We start from the raw sequence: 2757 nt of genomic DNA, 5'->3' as shown, positions 1-2757 counted from the left end.
CACCTGCTTTCATCATAGAGGGTGAAGGACCTGCTCACCTTCATATCCGTTTTTTATGACACGGCTCGCGGGCGCATGAAATGAATCTGTCATCCGCCCGTCACGGTGCCCGTGGCTACAATGGAATTTCTGTGCCCGTGACCGATGAAGGTCCCTGCGCGGAAGAATTTCCAACTCATTCGAGCACCCTCGCCATGCCCCTGCCGAAAGCCCCTTCGAAGCCCGCCGACATCCTTGATGACTACGGCACCCCCGCCAAGCCCGAGACCGAGCGCAAGCTCCCGAAGGTGAGGAACGTCATGGCCCCGGCGGAGGCCGCGCCCGATGAGCCCGTGAAGGCTCAGAAGGCTGAGGAGGCCGCGAAGCCCGTCGTGAAGAAGAAGGTCACGCTGAAAAAGAAATCCGCCGCCGCGGCTCCCGTCGCGGCCGTTGAGGCCGGGGCGCCTGCCGCCGCGGAGGCGAAGAAGCCCGCGAAGCGCGTCGTGCGCAAGCCGGCGAAGGCTGAGAAGCCGGCCGAGGCCGCCGCTGAGGTCGCGGCCGCTCCCGAGCCCGCTAAACCTGTGAAGGCCGGGAAGGCCGAGCCGAGGAAAGCGGCGAAGCCCGCGAGGAAGGCCGCGGCTCAGAAGGAGCCGGTGAAGCCCGCGGAAGCCGTGAAGCCCGTTGAGAAGCCTGCCGAGAAGGCTGCCGCCAGAGCGGAGCCGAAGGCCGCGGTGAAGGCTCCGGAGAGGGCTCCGGAGAAGAAGCCCGCCGCCGAGGCCCCGAAGCCCGCGAAGAAGCTGAAGGTCATCAAGCCCGTGCAGGCCGAGAAGACGAGCATGCAGAGCGCGGGCGACTCGCCCAGGGTCGCCGCTGCCGAGAAGCTCCAGCGCCCCTACATGCAGAGCACGGGCAGGAAGGGCCGCGCCCTCACGCCCGAGCATCTCGCGAAGCTCTTCGTGCTCGACACGAACGTGCTGATGCACGACCCGCTCTCGATCTTCCGCTTCGCCGAGCACGACATCTTCCTGCCGATGACGACCTTGGAGGAGCTCGACAACCACAAGAAGGGGCTGACCGACGTCGCGCGCAACGCCCGCACGGTGAGCCGCACGCTCGACGCACTCATCGAGGCGAACGGCGGCGAGATCTCCCAGGGCGTCCCGCTCTCGCTCCTCGGCAACACCGAGGCGAGCGGCCGCGTCTGGTTCGAGACGAAGCCGATGAGCGCCGAGCTCCCGAAGGAGCTCCCCGTCTTCAAGGGCGACAACAGCATCCTCGCCACGGTCGAGGGCGTGCAGGCCGAATTCAGGGACCGCGCCGTCGTGCTCGTCTCGAAGGACATCAACATGCGCATCAAGGCGAGGACCCTCGGGATCCCCGCCGAGGACTACTTCAGCGACAAGGTGCTCGACGACACCGACATGCTCTGGACGGGCAAGATCACGCTGCCCGCGGGGTTCTGGGAGTCGGTGAGCGCCTCGCTCAAGTCCTGGAAGGAAGGAGGCTCGACCTACTACGCGTTCGAGAGCGAGAAGCCCTCGGACTTCCCGTTGAACGCCTGCCTCTGGATCGAGGGCGACGACAACTTCATGGGCATGGTGACGGACGTCGCCGGCAAGCGCGTCACCTTCCGCCTGATGAAGGACTACCGCGCGCAGAGCCGCGTGAAGGTCTGGGGCATCACGGCGAGGAACCGCGAGCAGAACATGGCCCTGAACCTCCTCATGGATCCGGAGATCGACTTCGTGACGCTCCTCGGCCAGGCCGGCACCGGCAAGACGCTGATGACGCTCGCCGCGGCGCTCGAGCAGACGATCGACCAGCGCCGCTTCACCGAGATCATCATGACGCGCGCAACGGTGAGCGTGGGCGAGGACATCGGCTTCCTCCCCGGCACCGAGGAGGAGAAGATGGCGCCCTGGATGGGCGCGCTCGAGGACAACCTCGAGGTGCTGCACTCCTCCGAGACGGGCGGCGAATGGGGCCGCCAGGCGACGATGGACCTGATCCGCAGCCGCATCCGCGTGAAGTCGATGAGCTTCATGCGAGGGCGCACCTTCCTGCAGAAGTTCGTCATCATCGACGAGGCGCAGAACCTCTCTCCGAAGCAGATGAAGACCCTCATCACCCGCGCGGGCCCGGGCACCAAAATTGTTTGCCTCGGTAACATCGCGCAGATCGACACGCCCTACCTGACGGAAGGCAGTTCGGGCCTCACCTATGTCGTGGAGCGCTTCCAGAACTGGAAACATGCTGCAACGATCACGCTCACGCGCGGCGAAAGATCGCGCCTCGCGGAGTTCGCCAGCAAGGCTCTGTGAGTACAATGATTTAATCTGTCAAGAATCCCCCCAGCCGGGACCCTCGATTTTTCCCCGGCAGCCAGGGACCCAAATTTTCAAAGAGGACTGAAACAAAGATGTTCAACCGCACTCTCATCGCCGGCCTGGTTCTCTCGGTCGGTCTTGTGTCCGCCGCCCAGGCCGATTTCAAGGCTTTCACCGTCAACGGCCAGCGGGTCACCGTCGCTGAACAGCAGAAGATCTACGACGCCAACGTCAAGGCCGGCCAGAAGGCCGGTGACGAGCTCGAGGAGGCGGTGCGCCGCGCCGTCATCCAGGACAAGGTTCTCCTCGCCGAGGCGGACAAGGCCAAGATCACCCGCAAGCAGGAATACCGCGACGCGATGGAGGAAGTCGGCAACAAGCTCAAGGTGACGCTGCTCACGGCTAACGCTTGAAGCCCCTGATTGACCCAACCCAAGGAGCTCGGATTCCG

At 64.8% G+C, this 2757-nt stretch carries 2 protein-coding genes; both read left to right on the top strand.

Translation table 11 applies throughout. The features are described 5' to 3' along the window. Nucleotides 1–194: 194 nt before the first annotated feature. Nucleotides 195–2300: a PhoH family protein gene (locus Q4F91_RS13295; RefSeq protein WP_303338212.1), complete on the top strand. Its 2106-nt coding sequence runs from the start codon at nt 195–197 to the stop codon at nt 2298–2300. A 98-nt stretch (nt 2301–2398) separates the two neighbouring features. After that, nucleotides 2399–2719 (top strand): hypothetical protein, encoded by a 321-nt coding sequence (locus tag Q4F91_RS13290; RefSeq protein ID WP_303338211.1) that lies wholly within the window; start codon nt 2399–2401, stop codon nt 2717–2719. Nucleotides 2720–2757 lie beyond the last annotated feature (38 nt).

The organism is Sutterella sp., from assembly GCF_030539355.1.
GTDB lineage: Bacteria > Pseudomonadota > Gammaproteobacteria > Burkholderiales > Burkholderiaceae_F > Sutterella.
Note: the sequence above shows the minus strand (reverse complement) of the source record. Positions and strands in the feature narration are given on the sequence as shown.